The sequence below is a fragment of the Prevotella mikamonis genome (assembly GCF_055381405.1).
The window spans coordinates 1,947,393-1,967,847 of the sequence record NZ_AP035785.1; the positions used below are offsets into that span (position 1 = coordinate 1,947,393).

A 20,455-nucleotide genomic window follows, 5' to 3' on the forward strand; every position below is an offset into this window, starting at 1 on the left:
GTGATTCATGAGTAAGTTTGAATATAAGAAAATAATGCCTCGCTACAGTGCCATCGCCATTGTGATGACACTGATTGCCTTTGCGGTGATAGGGAAGACACTATATCTCATGACCGCCAAGCGAAACTACTGGATGCAAGTGGCCGAACGCGTGAAGAAAGACAGCGTGAGCGTGAAACCTGTCAGAGGAAACATCCTGAGCTGCGACGGTCAACTGATGGCCAGTTCGCTCCCGGAGTTCAAGATATTCATGGACTTCAAGGCACTCACCGACGCCGGCAACGACTCGTTGTGGGACACAAAAGTAGACTCCATCTGCCAGGGACTGGCTGCCATCTTTCCCGAAAAGCCTGCATCGGTCTTCAAACGCGAACTGGCAGAGGGCAGAAGCAAGAAAAGCCGCAACTGGCCAATATGGACTAAGCGCATCGACTACAACACGTTCACCGAAGTGAAAGCGCTGCCCGTCTTCAGACTTACATCTTATAAAGGTGGATTCCATTACGAAGAATTCAATGCCCGCAAGCGCGCTTTCGGTTCTCTGGCGGGCCGTACCATCGGTACGATGTTCGGTGCTAAAGATACGGCGAGATTCGGGCTGGAACTCTCTTACGACTCCATTCTGCGCGGAACACACGGTATCATCCACCGTCGCAAGGTACTCAACAAGTTCCTCGACATCATGGACACTCCTCCTATCGACGGTGCTGACATCGTAACGACCATCGACGTAGGCATGCAAGACTTGGCCGAACGCGCCCTGCTCGACGAGTTGAAGCTCATCAATGCCAATGTCGGCGTGGCCATCGTGATGGAAGTGGCTACCGGCGACGTGAAGGCTATCGTGAACATGGAGAAGTGTGTAGACGGCGAATACCGCGAAATACACAACCACGCAGTGAGCGACCTGCTAGAACCCGGCTCTGTGTTCAAGCCCGCCGCCATCCTTACGGCCCTTGAAGACGGCATGGTGGACACTTCGTACACCGTGGAAACGGCCGGTGGCGTATGGCCCATGTATGGCAGAGAGATGAAAGACCATAACTGGCGACGCGGAGGTTACGGGCTCATCACGCTTCCCCAGAGCTTGATGTATAGTTCGAACATCGGTGTCAGTCGCATTGTAGACGACCATTACCATAACAATCCGGAGAAGTTTGTGCGTGGAATATACCGTACCGGACTAGCCGACAACCTACATATTCCGCTTGTCGGTGCCACCACAGCACGTATCCGCATGCCGAAAAAGAATGCACGCGGACAGTATGTCAACTGGAGCAAGACGTCGTTGCCGTGGATGAGTATCGGCTATGAGACACAGATACCGCCGATTTCGACCCTTACATTCTATAATACGATAGCAAACAACGGGAGGATGATGCGTCCGCGATTCGTCAAACAGGTGGTGAAAAACGGCGAAGTCATCATGGATTTCCCTCCCCAGGTGATGCGTGCACGCATCTGTAGCGACAAGACACTGCGCGAGATTCAGACGATTCTGGACCATGTAGTGAGCCAGGGACTGGGCAAGAAAGCCGGCTCCCCGTCGTTCAGGGTGGCAGGTAAAACCGGAACAGCACAGATTTCGCAAGGAGCGGGAGGTTACAAGACCGGCCAGACGAACTATCTGCTGAGCTTTGCAGGCTATTTCCCCGACGACGCACCGCGTTACAGCTGCATCGTCTGCATCCAGAAGAGCGGTCTACCGGCATCGGGTGGTGGCATGAGCGGCGTGGTATTCCACGACATCGCAGAAGGTATCATGGCGCAAAGTCTGAAACTGCACGTGACAGATGCACGCGACTCGGCTTCCGTCTTCGTACCCGACGTGAAGGACGGAAATATCCTGGCCGCCGACTACGTGCTGTCTCATCTGGGCATCAATACCAATAAAGGATGGGGAGGCTCGTATGCCGACGGCAATCCTATATGGGGAAAGGCTCGCATCCAGGGCAAGAACGGCGTGAGCCTGACACGTGAAAAGACCTATGGACATAGCGTAATACCCGACGTGCACAACATGGGAGCACGCGATGCCGTATTCCTACTGGAGAGCAGAGGGGTGAAAACATACCTCGTAGGGCGCGGAAAAGTAGTGAAACAATCGCTCGAACCCGGCCACAAGGTGACCAAGAAACAAAAGATTGTACTGACTTTAGAGTGAATATAAATATAAGATGGAAATCCGGAACGAAAGCGACGGCCTTCTCATCTACAAAGATAAGAAAGACAATGAAACTAACAGAATTGCTGAAAAACGTCAAGCCGCTCCAACTGGAAGGTAATACCGACGTTGACATCACAGGAGTAAACATCGACTCACGCCGCATTGCAAAGGGGCATTTGTTCGTTGCCATGAAGGGAACACAGGTAGACGGGCACAAGTTTATACCCAAGGCCATAGAGCTAGGGGCTGTTGCCGTACTCTGCGAAGACATGCCCGAAGAGCCGGCCGAGGGCGTAACTTACGTGCAAGTGGAATCTACCGAAGATGCAGTAGGCAAAGTGGCCACCTTGTTCTATGGCAATCCTTCGCGCAAGCTGAAGCTCATCGGCGTCACCGGAACCAACGGAAAAACCACCATTGCCACCTTATTATATAATATGTTCCGCAAGTTGGGCTACAAATGCGGGCTACTCTCGACGGTTTGCAACTACATAGAAGACGAGGCAATTCCTACCGATCACACCACACCCGACCCCATAGAACTGAACATGTTGCTCGGCAAGATGGTGGAGGCTGGATGTGAATACGCGTTCATGGAATGTTCTTCGCACGCCATTGCGCAGAAACGTATCGGCGGATTGAAGTTTACCGGTGGCCTGTTCACGAACCTTACACGCGACCATCTGGACTACCATAAGACCTTCGAGAACTATCGCGATGCCAAGAAAGCCTTCTTCGACGGTCTCGGCAAAGATGCCTTTGCCATCACAAATGCCGACGACAAGAACGGCATGGTGATGGTGCAGAATACCAAAGCCACCGTCAAGACCTACAGCACACGCAGCATGGCCGACTTCAGGGCACGCATCCTGGAATGCCACTTCGAAGGAATGTACCTCGAAATCGACGGTCGCGAGGTGGGCGTACAGTTCATTGGCAAATTTAACGTGAGCAATCTGCTCGCCGTCTACGGCGCTGCCATCATGCTAGGCGAACGCCCCGAAGATGTATTGGTGGCCCTGAGCACCCTGCATAGCGTCAGTGGTCGACTCGAACCCATCCATTCTCCCGAAGGGTTCACAGCCATCGTGGACTATGCCCACACCCCCGATGCACTGGAAAACGTGCTCAATGCCGTACACGAAGTACTCAACGGCAAGGGCCAGGTCATCACCGTATGCGGTGCAGGTGGCAACCGTGACAAGGGCAAACGTCCTCTAATGGCACAGGAAGCGGTGAAACAGAGCGACAAGGTCATCATTACAAGCGACAATCCCCGCTTCGAAGAACCGCAAGACATCATCAACGACATGCTCGACGGACTCAACAACCAACAGCTCAAGAAGGTTGTCAGCATCATAGACAGGAAAGAAGCCATCCGCACAGCGTGCATGATGGCGAAGAAAGGCGACGTGATACTCATTGCCGGCAAGGGACACGAGGACTATCAGGACATCAAGGGCGTAAAGCACCACTTCGACGACCGCGAGATAGTAAGAGAGATTTTCAACAACTGACGCAATTCGTCAGCCCAATCAGACTAACAGGATTCATCCGCAACCAAAGAAATAAAACACTATGCTGTACTATCTTTTCAGATTTCTAGAAGAGTATGGAATCTCCGGAGCACACCTCTGGGGCTACATTTCTTTTCGTGCCCTGCTGGCTCTCATCTTCTCTCTGGCCATCTCAGCATGGTTTGGCGAGAAGTTCATTGCCTACCTCAAGAAGAAGCAAATCACCGAGACACAGCGCGACGCAAGTATCGACCCGTTCGGAACAAAGAAAATAGGCGTACCCTCGATGGGCGGTATCATCATCATCGTAGCCATCCTCATTCCCGTATTATTGCTCGGCCGACTACGCAACATCTATCTCATTCTGATGATTATCACCACCCTTTGGCTCGGTTTCCTCGGTGGAATGGACGATTTTATCAAGATTTTCCATCGCAACAAGGAAGGACTCAAGGGCAAATATAAGATTATCGGACAGATTGGTATCGGTCTCATTGTGGGCCTGGTGCTATGGATGTCGCCCGATGTCAAGGTCAATGAAAACATCGCCATAGAGAAACAAGGGCAGGAACTGGTGGTCAAACACCGTGCCGACAGCCGTAAATCGCTCAAGACCACCATCCCCTTCATCAAGGGCCACAATCTGGACTACTCGCGGATGATGGGATTCTTCGGTAAATACAGTACCGCAGCCGGCTGGGTACTCTTCGTCATTATGACCATTCTCGTGGTCACGGCGGTATCCAACGGTGCTAACCTGAACGACGGAATGGACGGCATGTGTGCCGGCAACTCGGCCATCATCGGCGTCACACTGGGTATTCTGGCCTACGTGAGCAGCCATATAGAGTTTGCCTCCTACCTGAACATCATGTATATTCCCGGCTCTCAGGAACTGGTGGTATTCATGTGTGCCTTCGTCGGTGCACTCATCGGATTCCTCTGGTACAATGCCTATCCGGCCCAAGTATTCATGGGCGACACCGGTTCGCTCACCATCGGAGGCATCATCGGAGTCGGTGCTATCATCATACACAAGGAACTGTTGCTGCCCATCCTGTGCGGTATCTTCTTTGTCGAGAGCCTCAGCGTCATCATACAGGTATACTACTACAAGCTGGGTAAGCGCAAAGGCATCAAGCAACGCGTCTTCAAACGTACACCGATACACGACAATTTCCGCACCACCGACGACCAGCTGGATCCCGAATGCCGCTACCTCATCTCGCGTCCACACGGTGCCAAGCACGAATCAAAGATTACCATACGCTTCTGGATTATCACCATTATCCTTGCGGCACTGACCATTATCACACTGAAAATAAGATAACAAGCGATTAGACCTATAGGTCCTATCAAGCCAATCATAACAACAACATGAGCAGAATCGTAGTTTTAGGAGCTGGAGAGAGCGGTGCAGGAGCAGCCGTACTAGCCAAGAAGAAAGGATTCGACGTATTTGTATCAGACATGTCGGCCATCAAAGACCGATATAAGAAGATGCTCGACGACCACGGGATAGAGTGGGAAGAGGGCCGACACACCGAAGAGAAGATACTCAATGCCGATGAAGTCATCAAGAGTCCGGGCATTCCGAAAGAAGCACCTATGGTCCAAAAGATACTCAATCAGGGCATCCATATCATCAGCGAAATAGAGTTTGCCGGCCGTTACACCCATTCCCACATGGTATGTATCACCGGTAGCAACGGCAAGACCACCACTACCTCGCTCATCTACCACATCTTCAAGGCAGCCGGATACGATGCCGGACTGGCAGGCAACATCGGTAAGAGCCTGGCCTTGCAGGTGGCCGAAGACCCGCACGAGTATTATATCATTGAACTGAGCAGTTTCCAACTCGACGACATGTTCGACTTCCGTGCCAACATCGCCATCCTGCTCAACATCACCCCCGACCACTTGGACCGCTACGAGTTCAACATGCAGAACTATGTAGACTCCAAGATGCGCATACTGCAAAACCAGACCAAGGAAGACAGCTTCATCTTCTGGGGTGACGACCCCATCATCAAGCGCGAACTCGACAAGTATGACATCAAGGCCGTGTTGTGTCCGTTCTCCGAACTCAAGGAGAAAGGCTCTATAGGATACATCGAAGAGGGGCAGTACAAGATAGAATATCCCACTCCATTCAACATGGAACAGGAAGAACTCTCGCTCACCGGCAAGCACAACATATACAACAGCCTGGCTGCCGGCATCGCTACCAACATCGCAGGGATAAGAAAAGACATCATCAGACAGAGCCTGAGCGATTTCCCCGGCGTGGAACATCGCCTGGAAAAGGTGTGCAAGGTGCGTGGCGTGCAGTATATCAACGACTCCAAGGCCACCAACGTAGACGCCTGCTGGTATGCACTCGAAAGCATGAAGACACCCACCGTGCTCATCATCGGAGGCAAGGACAAGGGCAACGATTACACCCCCATCAAGGAATTGGTGAAGCAGAAGTGCCGCGCCGTGGTCTATCTGGGTGCTGACAACCAGAAACTTCACGACAACTTCGACACGCTCGGAGTCGAGATTCGCGACACCCACAGCATGCAAGAGTGCGTGGCGGCCTGCTACGAACTGGCCCAACCGGGCGACACCGTACTCCTCAGTCCGTGCTGCGCAAGCTTCGACCTGTTCAAGAACATGGAAGACCGCGGCGAACAATTCAAGACATTGGTAAGAAATCTGTAAATGGATAAGAAACTGGCAAATATTTTCAAAGGCGACAAGGTGATATGGATGATATTCTTCTTCCTCTGTGTCATCAGCATCGTCGAGGTATTCTCGGCGTCCTCTTCGCTCACCTACAAGGGCGGAAGCTACTGGACACCGATGATCAAGCACATGGCGATACTCCTGATGGGATTCTTCTTCATGCTCGTAACCCTCAACATCAAGTGCAAATATTTCAAGATTCTCACCCCCTTCCTGCTGGGCTTCTCGCTCCTCACCCTGCTATGGGTGATTATCGCCGGGCAGTCTACCAACGGCGCACAACGCTGGATAGGATTCCTCGGCATGCAGTTCCAGCCCTCAGAGATAGCCAAAGGCGCACTCGTGCTGGCCACGGCCCAGATACTCAGTGCCATGCAGACACCCACGGGGGCCGATAAGAACGCGTTCAAGTACATTCTCATCGTGTGCCTGTTTATCGTGCCGTTCATCATGGTCGAGAATCTCTCCACCGCCGCCCTCATCTGCCTGGTCATCTTCATGATGATGGTCATCGGGCGCATCCCCATGCCCCAACTGGGCAAGCTGCTCGGCGTCACGACGCTGTCGATAGTAGGAGTCTTCGCTCTCGTGATGATACTCGGACACGACAAGGCGGCAGAGAATCCGAAGAAAACCCTGACAGAGCAGGTAGAACCGGTCGAGGAAGAGGAGAGCGAACCCGGTATGCTGGGCAAGATATTCCACCGTGCCGACACGTGGAAGTCGCGTATCATGAAGTTCTCTGACAACAAGGAGATAAAGCCAAGCGAAGTAGACCTCGACAAGGATGCCCAGGTGGCACATGCCAACATAGCCGTAGCCTCGTCCAACATCATCGGCAAAGGCCCAGGAAACTCCGAAGAGCGCGATTTCCTGTCGCAGGCTTTCTCCGATTTCATCTTTGCCATCATCATCGAGGAGATGGGCATTGCGGGTGCAATCTTTGTAGCCGCGCTCTATATCTTCCTGCTCTTCCGCACAGGCTACATCGCCAACCGCTGCGAGAACAACTTCCCAGCCTTTCTGGCTATGGGGTTGGCATTGCTCCTCGTGAGCCAGGCACTCTTCAACATGTGCGTGGCCGTGGGACTTGCCCCCGTTACAGGGCAGCCGTTGCCACTGGTCAGCAAGGGCGGTACGTCGTCTATCATCAATTGCGTCTACCTGGGTGCTATCCTCAGCGTAAGCCGTTCGGCAACCAAGAAAAAAGGGGCTATCGACGAACACAACACCCTCAAGACCGCCCCTACAGCCTGATAGCTACACGGCTAACCCGACATGCGATTGCTGCAAGGCCTTAACAGCACTACTGCAAAGCCCGAACAGCAATGCTGCAAAGGCCAGGCAGTAACGCTGCCAAGGCTCTGCAGAAAACTGACCTGACCAACCTTGCTGCAACAGTCTGGCGGAATTGGCAGCTCATAGCCCCCGAAGCTAATAAAAATAGGGGAAAAGAAAGGAAAAAGAAAAAAAATGATTACTTTTGCAATATAGTATATTTAAGAAAGAATGGATAAAGAATTAAGGGTTATCATCAGTGGAGGTGGCACCGGGGGACACATCTTTCCGGCGGTTTCCATAGCCAATGCCATCAAGACAAAGTATCCCGAAGCAAAGATATTGTTCGTGGGTGCGCAGGGCAGAATGGAGATGCAGCGCGTCCCGGCAGCCGGATATGAAATCAAGGGGCTGCCCATTTGCGGATTCGATCGTAAACATCTGTTCAAGAACATCGCCGTACTCTTCAAGATATGGAAAAGCCAGCGCATGGCCAAACGCATCGTCAGCGACTTCCGTCCGATGGTGGCTGTGGGCGTAGGCGGCTATGCCAGCGGCCCGACACTGAATGTCTGTGCCAACAAGGGAATACCCTGCCTCATCCAGGAGCAGAATTCCTATGCCGGCGTGACGAACAAGCTGTTGGCCAAGAAGGCCGACAAGATATGCGTGGCCTACGATGGTATGGAGCGTTTCTTCCCTGCCGAGAAGATTATCAAGACCGGCAATCCCGTCCGTCAGAACGTGCTGGACGCTCCGATGAGCCGCGAAGAGGCCCGACAGGCATTCGGGCTACAGCCCGACCGCAAGACCATCCTCTTCATCGGGGGCAGTCTGGGGGCACGAAATATCAACAACAGCATCCTCGAACATCTCGACATGCTGACACAGAGCGACGTACAAATCATCCTGCAAACGGGCAAGGTGTACCATAAAGCCATCTGCGAGCAACTGGAGGGCGACCGCAAGCCGGCCCAACTGCACGTCACCGACTTCATAGCAGACATGGGGACAGCCTACAAAGCCGCCGACCTGGTAGTGAGCCGAGCCGGGGCAAGCAGCATATCCGAGTTCTGCCTCATCGGCAAGCCGGTCATTCTGGTACCCTCGCCCAATGTGGCCGAAGACCACCAGACGCAAAACGCAATGGCACTCGTCAACAGGAATGCGGCTATCTTCGTGAAAGACAGCGAGGCTGCTGACCTGCTTCTGAAGACAGCCATCGACACCGTGCAAAACGACAATAAACTGGCTTCGCTCGAAGCAAGCATCAAGCAAATGGGATTACAGAACTCTGCCGACACCATCGCCGACGAAGTGGTGGCGCTCGCATGGGGCAAAAAGTAACCCGACATCAAGAAACAAGACATTGAAACCATAGTATGGAACTGAAAGATATTAAAGCTGTATATTTCGTTGGAGCCGGGGGTATCGGCATGAGTGCCATCGCCCGCTACTTCATCAACAAAGGGCTGGTGGTGGCCGGATACGACAAGACCCCATCGGCACTGACACAGCGTCTGGAAAAAGAGGGCATGCTCGTACACTACGAAGAGAACATAGACGAGATTCCGCACGCATGCAAGAAGCCGGAATCGACGTTGGTCATCTTTACCCCCGCCATTCCCGAATCGCATCAAGAACTGACTTACTTCCGCCAGAACGGCTTCGAGGTACAGAAACGCGCACAGGTGCTGGGTACACTCACCCGTAGCCACAAGGGATTGTGCGTAGCCGGCACACACGGGAAGACCACCACGTCGACCATGTGTGCCCACATCATGCACCAGAGCCATGTAGACTGCAACGCTTTCCTGGGCGGCATATCCAAGAACTATGGGACAAACTACATCCTCTCCGACAGCGAGTACGTGGTGATAGAAGCCGACGAGTTCGACCGCAGCTTCCATTGGCTCTCGCCATGGATAAGTGTTATCACATCGACCGACCCCGACCATCTCGACATCTATGGCACGAAAGAGGCTTATCTGGAGAGTTTCCGCCACTATACCGAGCTGATTCAGCCGGGCGGAGCATTGATTCTGCGCAAGGACCTGGAGATGAAACAGCATGTGGCCGAAGGTGTGAAGGTGTATGAATACAGCTTGGACGAGGGAGATTTCCACGCCGAGAACATCAGAATCGACAACGGCGAGATTACGTTCGACTTCGTTTCGCCCATCGAGAACGTCAAGGATGTGCAGTTGGGACAACCCGTCCCCATCAATATAGAGAACGGAATAGCCGCCATGGCGATGGCCCAACTGAGCGGATGCAGCGCTCAGGAACTGAAATACGGCATGTCTACCTATCACGGAGTGGAGCGTCGGTTCGACTTCAAGATTAAGAACGAGAAGCTCGTGTTCCTCTCTGACTATGCCCACCATCCCAAAGAGATTTACCAGAGTGCCAAGAGCATCCGCGAACTCTACAAGGACCGCAAGATTACGGCTATCTTCCAGCCACATCTATATACCCGTACACGCGACTTCTACAGCGAGTTTGCCGACGCATTGAGCTTGCTGGACGAGGTGATTCTGTGCGACATCTATCCGGCACGCGAGCTTCCCATCGAGGGGGTTACGAGCCAACTCATCTACGATAGTCTGAAACCAGGCGTACAGAAGAGCATGATACACAAGGAAGACGTGCTCGCACTGGTGAAAGAGCGCGACTTCGACGTGCTCATCGTATTGGGTGCCGGCGATCTAGACAACTATGTTCCGCAAATGACTAAAATCTTGGAAAACAAGTGAAAATACGTTGGAAAAAGACGCTCACCATCGTTCTGGATATCGTACTTGCTGCCTACCTGGGACTAGCTTTCACCGCTTTCAACAAGCCCGATGAAACAGTCCACGTATGTACCAAGGTGAGTATCGACATCAAAGACGAGGCTACCAACGGTTTTATAGACACGAAAGAGATAAAAAAGCGGCTCGAAACCAGCCGACTCTACCCGCTGGAGAAACCTATACGCTATGTAGACGCGCGTAAGATAGAGGAAACGTTGAAGTCCAGCCCGTTCGTCAAGACGGCCGAATGCTACAAGACGCAAGACGGACAGGTGTGCATCAGCATCACCCAGCGGCTTCCGGTCATCCGCATCAAAGCGGCCAATGGCGACGATTATTACCTGGACGACAAGAATTGTATCATGCCCAACTCGCACTATACGTCTAATCTCGTCATTGCGACAGGCCACATCAACCGCCTGTTTGCCACCAAATATATAGCCACACTTGGTAAGGTGCTGATGGAAAACGACCTCTGGCGCAACCAGATAGAGCAAGTAAACGTGTTGCCAAACCGCGGAATCGAATTGATACCACGCATCGGCGACCACGTCATCTACATAGGACAACTGCCCGAAGGTAGAAACTCTGCCGACCGAGAGCAGCAAGTAAGAGACTATGTAATCAAGAAGATGAATCGCTTGGAGAAGTTCTATCGCTACGGACTGTCCCAAGCCGGTTGGAACAAATACTCCTATATAGACCTGGAGTTCGACAACCAAATCATCTGCAAAAGAAGAATGTTGAATTGATAAGAAAATAAACCTATGGCAGAATTTATTGTAGCTATCGAATTGGGATCATCGAAGATTACCGGCATCGCAGGCAGAAAAAACCTCGATGGAAGCATTTCGGTGCTCGCTGTTGTAAAAGAAGACTCCACAGCCTGCATCAGAAAGGGTGTAGTCTACAACATAGATAAGACTATGCAGTGCTTGACCAACATCATAGCACGACTCAAAACTACGCTCAAATCAGAGATTGCTTATGTATATGTGGGCGTGGGTGGACAGTCCATCCGCAGTGTGCGAAACAACATTGCGAAAGATTTCATCGACGAAACCATCATCACTCAGGAGATGGTAAACGAACTCATGGACACCAATCGCAACATGGAATACCCCGACCAGCAGATACTCGACGCTGCCACACAGGAATACAAAGTAGACCAGCAACTGCAACTCGACCCCGTAGGTATCCAGTGCCGCCGACTGGAGGGTAACTTCCTCAACATCATCTGGCGCAATTCCTACTACCGCAACCTCAACAAATGTTTCGAAAAGTCGGGCATTGCCATAGCCGACATGTATCTCTCGCCATTGGTATTGGCCGACAGCGTGCTCACAGAGGCCGAGAAACGCACCGGCTGCGTGCTCGTCGACCTGGGCGCAGACACCACTACCGTGTCGGTATACTTCAAGAATATACTCCGCCACTTGGCCGTTATACCCCTCGGCAGCAACAACATTACCAAGGACATCACCTCGTTCCAGATGGAAGACAAGGAGGCTGAGCGCATGAAACTGAAATATGCCAGCGCCTATACCGACAATGCCGACATCGACGCAACGCTGATGCTGCCCATCGACCAGGACCGCCAGGTGGAGAACCGTCGCTTTGTAGAGATGGTAGAAGGCCGGGTGGAAGAAATCATAGAGAATGTATGGTATCAAGTGCCAAGCGAATTCACCGACAAACTGCTGGGCGGTATTGTCTTGACAGGTGGCGGTTCGAATATGAAGAACATCGATGTGGCTTTCCGCAAGTACACACATATCGAGAAGATTCGCATTGCCAAGTTCGTCACCACGACCATCAATTCGAGCAACAGCGACATCAATGCCAAGGATGGAACGATGAATACCGCACTAGCCTTGCTGGTAAAGGGCGATATGAACTGCGCCGGAAAAGAGATTACCGGCGATCTTTTTGCGGCAGCAGAGCCTGCATCGGCTACGACAAGCAGCCCACTGCACACACCGGATGACATCAAGAAGTCGCGCGACCCGAACGAAATAGCCGGCTCAGGCGTCGTCCTCACCCCTACAGAGAAGGAGAAAGCCGAGGAAGAAGCACGTCGCAAGCGCATGGAGAGAGAAGAAGCCGAGCGCAAAGCTGCCGAAGAAGAGGCTGCACGCCTGGCCGAGGAAAAGCGCAAGAACAGCACCTTCAACAAAATGGGACGCAATCTCAAGAAATTCTTTGAGAAGATGATGACCGAAGAAGAATAATATATTAGACTCATACATAAAGATAGATATTATGCCAGATAACAGAGAAATACTGGATTTCGGAGAACCTGAGAAGTCCAACAGCATCATTAAAGTAATCGGTGTTGGCGGTGGTGGTGGCAACGCTGTAAACCATATGTATCGCGAAGGCATCCACGATGTATCGTTCGTACTCTGCAATACCGACAATCAGGCACTCAACGATTCGCCCGTCCCCGTGCATCTGCAACTGGGCAAGGAGGGACTCGGTGCCGGAAACAAACCTGAGAAAGCCCGTCAGGCAGCCGAAGAGACGCTGGATGAAATCAACAACATGCTCTCTGATGGCACTAAGATGGCATTCATCACTGCCGGTATGGGCGGTGGAACCGGTACAGGTGCTGCGCCCGTAATTGCCCGTGTATCCAAGGAAATGGGCATCCTCACGGTCGGCATCGTGACCATTCCGTTCCGTTTCGAGGGCGACAGGAAAATAGATCAGGCACTCGACGGCGTAGAAGAAATGGCCAAGCACGTAGATGCGCTACTCGTTATCAACAACGAACGACTGCGCGAAATCTATCCCGAACTGACCGTTCTCGACGCCTTTGGCAAGGCCGACGACACCCTGAGCATCGCTGCCAAGAGCATTGCAGAGATTATTACCAACCACGGCCTCATCAATCTCGACTTCAACGACGTGAAAACGGTGCTGAAAGACGGTGGCGTGGCCATCATGAGTACGGGCTACGGCGAAGGCGAGGGACGCGTCAAGAAAGCGATAGACGACGCCCTTAACTCGCCATTGCTCAACGACAACGACATCTTCAACTCCAAGAAGATACTGCTCAGCATCAACTTCTGCAATGAGAAGAACGACAATTCGGGCCTCATGATGGAAGAAATGAACGACGTCAACGAGTTCATGAGCAAGTTTGACAGCAACTTCGAAATCAAATGGGGTATCGCTATCGACCCCGAATTGGGCAAGAAAGTGAAAGTAACCATCCTCGCTACAGGCTTCGGTATTGAAGACGTAGACGGCATGGACAACCACATCAAGAAGCACACCCAGGAAGAAGCGCGCCGCATAGCCGAAGAAGAAGAGAAGGCAGCAGAGCGTCGCGACCGCCGGGCCAGATACTACGCCGTCGACGGAAAGAACACGCAGTTCAAGCGTCGACCGCACATATTCCTCTTCCACCCCGAAGAACTCGACAACGAGGATGTGATTCTGGCCGTAGAGAGTACGCCTACTTACAAGCGCACACGCCAAATGTTGGAAGCTATCCGAAGTCAGGCACCCGTGGCCGAGGAGAGAGAAGACAATGCCAACGAGACACCGGGCATCATCAGTTTCACATAAACCCAATAAGAAAGGAGACATCATGCCACTATTCGAACAAATAAGCGAAGACATCAAGAGCACAATGAAGGCACGCGACAAGGTGCGTCTCAACACTCTGCGCAACGTCAAGAAGGTATTTCTGGAAGCCGTCACAGCTCCCGGAGCCAACGGGACGCTGGAAGATGCTGACGCATTGAAGATTATCACCAAGCTGGCCAAGCAGGGTAAAGAGACTGCCAAGACCTACATAGACAACAACCGTCAAGACCTGGCCGACGAAGAGTTGGCACAGGTTGCCGTACTCGAAGAATACCTGCCCAAACAGCTTTCCGAAGCCGAAATCACCGAAGCCGTGCAAGACATCATCGCTTCTACCGGCGCGCAGGGCATGAAAGACATGGGTAAGGTGATGGGCATAGCCAGCAAGCAGATGGCAGGTAAGGCCGACGGAAAAATCATTTCACAAATCGTCAAGGGCTTGCTGGGATAATCCCGCAGTCCCAATAATCTTTTTCACCACGAATTATGACATCTATTCTAGAAGGAAGACCGGCTCTGAAACACGAAATTGACAACATTGCCGAGGTGGCCGGATACCTCTGGCAGAACGGTTGGGCTGAGCGCAACGGTGGCAACATCACCGCCAACATCACCGATTTGGTAGACGACGAAATACGCCGGATGCCCGCCATCAGCGACCCTGTATCGTTCGGAACGACGCTGCCCCATCTCAAAGGCTGCTATTTCTACTGCAAAGGCACCGGCAAACGCATGCGCGACCTGGCTCGATGGCCGATGGAGAATGGCTCTATCGTACGCATCACCGACGATTGTGCACATTACGAAATCATTGCCGACACCCCCGTGAAGCCTACTTCGGAAATCAGTTCGCACCTCTCGGTACACAACCGCAACATAGAGAAGGGCAATGGATACAAGGCTGTGGTACACACCCACCCTATCGAACTGGTGGCCATGAGCCATAACGACAAATTCCTGCAAAAAGATTACATGACCAAACTCTTGTGGAGCATGATTCCGGAGACCAAGGCTTTCTGTCCGTTAGGACTCGGCATCGTCCCCTACAAGATTTCCGGAAGTCTGGAACTGGCCAACGCCACCCTCGAACAACTCGAAGAATACGATGTCGTGATGTGGGAAAAGCATGGCGTACTGGCACAAGGCCCAGACGCGATGCAGGCATTCGACCAAATAGACGTACTCTCCAAGAGTGCCAAGATATACATCAGTGCACGCTGCATGGGATTCGAACCCGACGGCATGAGCGACGCTCAGATGCAGGAACTCACCGATGTGTTCCATCTGCCAAAGTAAAATAAGCTGATATAAACCATACGAAAAGAGCATGATAAGGTGTATGTCTACATCCTATCATGCTCTTTTTGCATCCGATTCCAACAACTCAACACCCCAAGACTTGCAAACCTAAATTACTGCAAAGGCTCGGCAGCAATGCTGCAAAGCCTAAACAAAAACGCTGCAAAGCCCAAACAGCATTGCTGAAAAGGCTTTGCAGCGCAACCAAGTATTTTACTCACGCCCTACATATTTGCAGATAGCGTGCAAAAGCATTGTCCCAGACAGCCTGGTCTTGCGGTCTGAACTGCTTCGGACTGGTATTTTGCCCGATAACGCGACGCATGTCCCACACATCCTTCACCATCCCGGCAGCCTTGGCCTGCAACATAATGTTACCAATGGCAGTAGCTTCCTGTGGTCCGGCAAGCACGGTGATATTGCAACTGTTGGCCGTAAACTGACTCATACAGTCGTTGAGCGAACCGCCACCGATGATATGCAGCACGTCAATCTGCACCGGCGACAGGCGCTTCAGCGTACCCAACACCTCGCGATAGCGCAGGGCCAGCGACTCAAAGATACAGCGACAAAACTCGGCAGGGGTCTGTGGAACAGGCTGTCCTGTCTTCCTGCAATAGTTGCAGATGGCTTCTGTCATCGAAGGAGGATTGGCAAACGAAGCATCGTCGGGTTCTATGATGCTTCTGAATGCTTCTACCTGCATGGCTTCGGCTATCAGTTCGCCATGCGATTTCTTCTCTGTAAACTCCTTACGGCAACGCTCGTAAATCCACATACCGCAGATATTCTTCAGGAAGAGAGTCGTATTGTCCACCCCACCCTCATTGGTCAGGTTTTCCAAATAGCTCTCGTCGCCTATCAGCGGATGCGACAATTCCACACCCATCAAGCTCCACGTGCCACTGCTCAAGTAGGCAAAACGAGCATCAGAAGCAGGGACGGCAGCCACAGCCGAGGCTGTATCATGACCGGCAACAGCCACTACGGGGATGTCGCCCACGCCTGTTATCTGCCTTATTTCCTCGGTCACAGAGCCGATAACCGTTCCCGGTATCACCATCCGGCCAAACTGCGACCGCTTCAATCCAACGCTTTCGAGCAGCCGTTCGTTTAAATCGTGCGTGTAAGGGTCGAGTATCTGCGAGGTCGAAGCCTCCGTATATTCACACACGGCCTGCCCCGTGAGCATGTAGGCCAGGGCATCGGGCATGAAGAGTATCTTCTCGGCCGCCGCCAAAGCACTGTTCTGCGCCTTGCGCATGGCGTGTAACTGGAACAAGGAGTTGAATGGCATGAGCTGAATTCCGGTGAGTCGGTACACCTCATCGCGCTCCATGACGTTGGCAAAATAGTCGTCCATCATGCCATTGGTATGTGGGTCGCGATACGACAACGGATTGCGCAGCAACCCACCGTCGCTCCCCACAAGGGCAAAGTCGCACCCCCACGTGTCGATACCGATGCTCTGAATCTCGTAACCCTGCTCTACAGCCAGTTTCAACGCAGTGATAATCTGATTGTACAGAGCGTAGATGTCCCAGTAGAAGTGTCCACCGGTCTGGATGATAGGATTGTCGAAACGTGTCAGTTCCTGCATGGTCAGCTGGTCGCCTTCCAATGCTCCCAATACTGTTCGGCCACTCGTAGCCCCCAAGTCGACCGCAAATATACGTTTTAATTTTTCCATGTGGCTTTCGTTGCTTGATACATGCGTGTTCCATACGTGATGATAACGATGAAACAGATGAGTGGTAAGACAAAGGAAATATTCACTGCCGGCATGCCGAATACAGTCCCCATGTCGATGATAGAGGCCTGCATGGGGGGCAAGACACTGCCGCCCAGAATGGCCATGATGAGTCCGGCCGCACCAAACTTGGCGTCGTCGCCCAGTCCTTGCAATGCGATACCATAGATGGTGGGGAACATGAGCGACATACAGGCAGAGATACCCACGAGACAGTAAAGTCCCTTGATATCCTGGAAGAAGATGACTCCGAGCGTCAACGCTGTGGCAACAGCCGACAGAATGGCCAGCAATTTACCGGCATTGATATATTTCAGGAAGAAAGTACAGATGAAACGGCTGCAACAGAAGATGGCCATAGCGATGATGTTGTAGCGTTGCGACAGCACCTCAGCAGCCTGCTCGGTCATTCCCTCGCCCACAAGAACGCGTGTGCCATACTGGATAACAAACGTCCAGCACATGATTTGTGCGCCTACATAGAAGAATTGTGCTATCACGCCTTCGCGATAATGCTGAATGGAGAAAATGCGTTTCAGGGTCGGAATGAAATTGATGTCATGCTGCTGGTCGCCACCTTTCGGCATCTTCGTGAAGAAAATCACCAGAAACATCACAACTATGACCAGTCCGATGAGGAAATAAGGAGTGATAAGCACCGACAAATCCTGCTCTTTCACCGCCTCGAACTCGGCCGGAGAGAGTTTCGCACGAGTGGCCGTATCCATCGGATTCAGCTTGGCTTGGATAAAAGTCATGGCAGCAAACATACCACACAACGAGCCTATCGGATTGAACGACTGTGCCAGATTCAATCTTCTCGTGGCCGTGGCCTCCGTTCCCATTGACAGAATATAGGGATTGGAGCTGGTCTCCAGAAACGACAGTCCGCACGTCATGATAAAATATGCTATCAGGAAGGGATAGTAAGCACCCGTCATCTTGGCCGGGAAGAAGAGTAAAGCACCGGCTGCATAGAGCCCCAATCCCATCAGCACACCACTCTTATACGAGTATCTGCGGATGAAAATGGCTGCCGGAAACGCCATCGCGAAGTATCCGCCGTAGAATGCCACTTGCACCAAAGCGCCGTCGGTGACACTCATTCGGAATATCTTGGAGAATGCCTTCACCATCGGATTGGTGATATCATTGGCGAAACCCCATAGGGCAAAGCATGAAGTAATGAGAATAAAGGGAATGAGATAACTCACTCCGTCCTTGGAAAGGATTGATTCTTTGCTTTTCATTCAGCAGGTTTTAAAGGTTCTAATAAAAACAATTATCCCCCTCACCCGTGGCAAGGGGGATAAAACTATATTAATAAATTGGACCGAAATTCTGACAAGCGCGATAGTCAGCACCCTCCTTGTCCATACCAAAGGCATTCCATGCAGACGGACGGAAAATCTTCTCGTCAGCTACATTGTGCATACATACAGGAATACGGAGGATAGAACAGAGCGTGATAATGTCTGCACCAATATGTCCGTAGGCGATAGCACCATGATTAGCACCCCATGTATTCATCACCGAATAGACATCCTTGAAGGCATCTTTGGTTGCATCCAAACGTGGAACAAACCATGTGGTAGGCCATGTGCGGTCGGTACGGCCATCAAGCACTGCGTTGATTTCGGGGTCGAGATCTACCGTCCAACCTTCGGCCAACTGCAAGACAGGACCTAAGCCCATGACTCTGTTTACGCGAATCATAGTCATCGGCATGCCACCGCGAGTGAGGAAGTTGGACGAGAAACCACCGCCACGGAAGTAGTTACGGTCAGCTGGATACCAGGTAGTAGCATTCAGACAAGCCTCAACCTCTGCCTCTGTGAGTTCCCAGTGATGCTTCATCGTCGGTTTACCTTCGCTATCGCTCACCGCTCCGGTTGCATCAAGCGTAGTAGCACCCGAATTTATCAAGTGGATGAAACCATTTGCAGCTTCCCCTGTTGGCTTCTTTCCTGCTACACGCTCCACTGCTTCTGGACTCCAGTAGGTACGGATATCAGAGAACATCACACCCTTATTGGTCAGCAAGTGGCCGAAGAGCATCGCGATACCGTTCAGCGAATCATTTTCTGTAGCCAGCACACCGGCCTCACGCGTACCGTTCCAGTCGAAAGAAGAACAAACCAAAGACTCTGGGAAGTCGAAGTTGGGCTTGTAGTCGGTCCACTGACGCTGTCCCTGAACACCTGCCAAGATAGCATTATGTCCCAAAGCCTCTTCCTTGAAACCCAGTTCTTTCAGGCGAGGATTGCCGTGCATCAGGTCCTTGGTAATGAGCATGCACTTCACTGTGAACTCCCAATCCTTATCAAGTTCTTCTCTGCTCTTCTGCTTTCCATTGCGCTCGATGTTCCAGTCGTGTCCTTCCTTAGGCATACAGTATTTCTTTGTCCATGCCATAGCCTTCTCAAACTCTTCTGGATCATATATTCCTTCGTCGATGCGACGCATCACTTCCACCATATCCACATACTCCGTGCGCAGTCCCAGATACTTCTGCATGAAGTCGGGATCAACGATTGAGCCGGCAATACCCATACAGGTAGTACCCATAGAGAGGTAGCTCTTGCCACGCATAGTAGCTACAGCCTGTGCAGCACGGGCAAAACGCAGTATCTTCTCAGCCACATCCGCTGGAATCGTATTATCGTCCAAGTCCTGTACATCGTGTCCGTAGATGCCGAAAGCAGGCAATCCTTTCTGTGCATGGGCAGCCAACACGGCAGCCAGATACACTGCTCCGGGACGCTCCGTACCGTTGAATCCCCACACAGCCTTGGGGTAATAAGGATTCATATCCATCGTTTCCGAACCATAGCACCAGCAAGACGTTACGGTAATCGTAGCGCCAACGCCCTCGCGTTCAAACTTCTCGGCACAGGCAGCCGATTCTGCCACGCGGCCAATCGTGCTGTCGGCAATCACGCATTCCACGTGACTTCCGTCGCCATTGTAAACATGTGAACTGATTAACTCGGCCACTGCTTTGGCCAGACTCATGGTCTTTTCTTCCAGACTTTCGCGTACTCCGCCTTGGCGGCCGTCGATTGTAGGTCTGATACCAATCTTAGGATAGTTTGTCATAGGTTTTTGTTGTTATTTGGCAGTGCCTCCGACATGTTGCGCCCTCGTCACGGTTGCGCCCCCGTCATCGGCCTGTCGATATTAGAGTTAGTATTTTTATTACTTCAAAAGGGTTGCCCGGAGTGTTCTTCCTTGGAAATTCCGAACTTCTTCAATGCTCTAGCAAAGATACTATTTTTATCTCTTAATTGGAAGTAAACGGCAAAAATATTCAGTTCTT

15 protein-coding genes are annotated in these 20,455 nt (G+C 51.9%); 12 read left to right on the forward strand and 3 right to left on the reverse strand.

What is annotated here, in order from left to right; all coding sequences use genetic code 11:
- Positions 1-7: 7 nt before the first annotated feature.
- From ACZ42L_RS08245 to rhaD, 12 genes are all read left to right on the forward strand, one after another.
- Positions 8-2,164 (forward strand): penicillin-binding protein, encoded by a 2,157-nt coding sequence (locus tag ACZ42L_RS08245; protein ID WP_464715798.1) that lies wholly within the window; start codon positions 8-10, stop codon positions 2,162-2,164.
- Between the two features lie 68 nt (positions 2,165-2,232).
- Positions 2,233-3,684 carry a UDP-N-acetylmuramoyl-L-alanyl-D-glutamate--2,6-diaminopimelate ligase gene (locus ACZ42L_RS08250; protein ID WP_464715799.1) on the forward strand — a complete coding sequence of 484 codons (1,452 nt, stop codon included), beginning with the start codon at positions 2,233-2,235 and terminating at the stop codon, positions 3,682-3,684.
- 61 nt (positions 3,685-3,745) lie between these two features.
- Positions 3,746-5,014 carry a phospho-N-acetylmuramoyl-pentapeptide-transferase gene (mraY, locus tag ACZ42L_RS08255; RefSeq protein ID WP_464698100.1) on the forward strand — a complete coding sequence of 423 codons (1,269 nt, stop codon included), beginning with the start codon at positions 3,746-3,748 and terminating at the stop codon, positions 5,012-5,014.
- A gap of 47 nt (positions 5,015-5,061) precedes the next feature.
- Positions 5,062-6,393: a UDP-N-acetylmuramoyl-L-alanine--D-glutamate ligase gene (murD, locus tag ACZ42L_RS08260; protein WP_464698102.1), complete on the forward strand. Its 1,332-nt coding sequence runs from the start codon at positions 5,062-5,064 to the stop codon at positions 6,391-6,393.
- Positions 6,394-7,674, forward strand: a complete 1,281-nt coding sequence (locus ACZ42L_RS08265; RefSeq protein WP_464715800.1) for an FtsW/RodA/SpoVE family cell cycle protein — start codon at positions 6,394-6,396, stop codon at positions 7,672-7,674.
- 252 nt (positions 7,675-7,926) lie between these two features.
- Positions 7,927-9,042, forward strand: coding sequence for an undecaprenyldiphospho-muramoylpentapeptide beta-N-acetylglucosaminyltransferase (murG, locus tag ACZ42L_RS08270; RefSeq protein WP_464715801.1), 1,116 nt, complete (start codon positions 7,927-7,929; stop codon positions 9,040-9,042).
- 35 nt (positions 9,043-9,077) lie between these two features.
- Positions 9,078-10,451, forward strand: a complete 1,374-nt coding sequence (gene murC / locus ACZ42L_RS08275; RefSeq protein ID WP_464698107.1) for a UDP-N-acetylmuramate--L-alanine ligase — start codon at positions 9,078-9,080, stop codon at positions 10,449-10,451.
- Positions 10,448-11,242 carry a cell division protein FtsQ/DivIB gene (locus tag ACZ42L_RS08280; RefSeq protein WP_464698109.1) on the forward strand — a complete coding sequence of 265 codons (795 nt, stop codon included), beginning with the start codon at positions 10,448-10,450 and terminating at the stop codon, positions 11,240-11,242. Before murC ends, ACZ42L_RS08280 begins: the two co-directional genes overlap by 4 nt.
- Positions 11,243-11,257: 15 nt before the next feature.
- Positions 11,258-12,721, forward strand: coding sequence for a cell division protein FtsA (ftsA, locus tag ACZ42L_RS08285; protein ID WP_464715802.1), 1,464 nt, complete (start codon positions 11,258-11,260; stop codon positions 12,719-12,721).
- Between the two features lie 31 nt (positions 12,722-12,752).
- The gene (gene ftsZ / locus ACZ42L_RS08290; protein WP_464702383.1) at positions 12,753-14,066 is read left to right on the forward strand and encodes a cell division protein FtsZ; all 1,314 of its coding nucleotides are present in this window, start codon (positions 12,753-12,755) and stop codon (positions 14,064-14,066) included.
- 22 nt (positions 14,067-14,088) lie between these two features.
- Positions 14,089-14,538 (forward strand): GatB/YqeY domain-containing protein, encoded by a 450-nt coding sequence (locus ACZ42L_RS08295; RefSeq protein WP_464715803.1) that lies wholly within the window; start codon positions 14,089-14,091, stop codon positions 14,536-14,538.
- 35 nt (positions 14,539-14,573) lie between these two features.
- Complete coding sequence (gene rhaD / locus ACZ42L_RS08300; RefSeq protein WP_464705796.1) at positions 14,574-15,383, forward strand: rhamnulose-1-phosphate aldolase; 810 nt, start codon at positions 14,574-14,576, stop codon at positions 15,381-15,383.
- Positions 15,384-15,603: 220 nt separating this feature from the next.
- Here rhaD and ACZ42L_RS08305 read toward each other — a convergent pair whose 3' ends face one another.
- The 3 genes from ACZ42L_RS08305 to fucI all read right to left on the reverse strand — a co-directional run bounded on the left by ACZ42L_RS08305 (position 15,604) and on the right by fucI (position 20,235).
- Positions 15,604-17,076, reverse strand: coding sequence for a rhamnulokinase (locus tag ACZ42L_RS08305; RefSeq protein WP_464715804.1), 1,473 nt, complete (start codon positions 17,074-17,076; stop codon positions 15,604-15,606).
- Positions 17,064-18,386, reverse strand: a complete 1,323-nt coding sequence (fucP, locus tag ACZ42L_RS08310) for an L-fucose:H+ symporter permease (RefSeq protein WP_464698120.1) — start codon at positions 18,384-18,386, stop codon at positions 17,064-17,066. The genes ACZ42L_RS08305 and fucP overlap by 13 nt, the downstream gene beginning before the upstream one ends.
- A 70-nt stretch (positions 18,387-18,456) precedes the next feature.
- Positions 18,457-20,235 (reverse strand): L-fucose isomerase, encoded by a 1,779-nt coding sequence (gene fucI, locus ACZ42L_RS08315; protein ID WP_464705798.1) that lies wholly within the window; start codon positions 20,233-20,235, stop codon positions 18,457-18,459.
- Positions 20,236-20,455: the final 220 nt, after the last annotated feature.